Origin of the sequence: Psychrobacter sp. GW64-MNA-CIBAN-0177, assembly GCF_040309585.1 — a bacterium.
Classification (GTDB): Bacteria; Pseudomonadota; Gammaproteobacteria; order Pseudomonadales; family Moraxellaceae; genus Psychrobacter; species Psychrobacter okhotskensis.
In genome coordinates, this window is record NZ_JBEOOY010000178.1 from 1 (window position 1) to 278 (window position 278).

At 69.1% G+C, this 278-nt stretch carries 1 protein-coding gene; it reads right to left on the minus strand.

The window, feature by feature from the left end; genetic code table 11:
- Window positions 1-278, minus strand: a 278-nt coding sequence (locus AAEY79_RS14675) for an AMP-binding protein (RefSeq protein ID WP_352289055.1), incomplete at both ends; no start/stop codon positions are given.

Genomic DNA, 278 nt, shown 5'->3' on the forward strand with positions numbered 1-278 from the left:
GCGGTAGAAACCGTCGGACGTGAAGGATTGCTCGTTGGCTTCGGCGTTCGCGAAGTACCCGGTTAGCGTGGACGGCCCGCGAAAGCACAGCTCGCCGATCTGGCCGGGCGGGACGGGCTGCTCCGAGCCGGGTTCCAGCAGACGGATCTCGTCGTCGGCGCAACCGGAGCGTCCTTGCGTCCGATGGCGCACCTCGGCCGGCGCATCGGCCGGCGAGCCGAGCAGCAGGCCCTCCGTGATGCCGTACAGGTTCGAGCACGGCACGCCCAGGTGAGTCT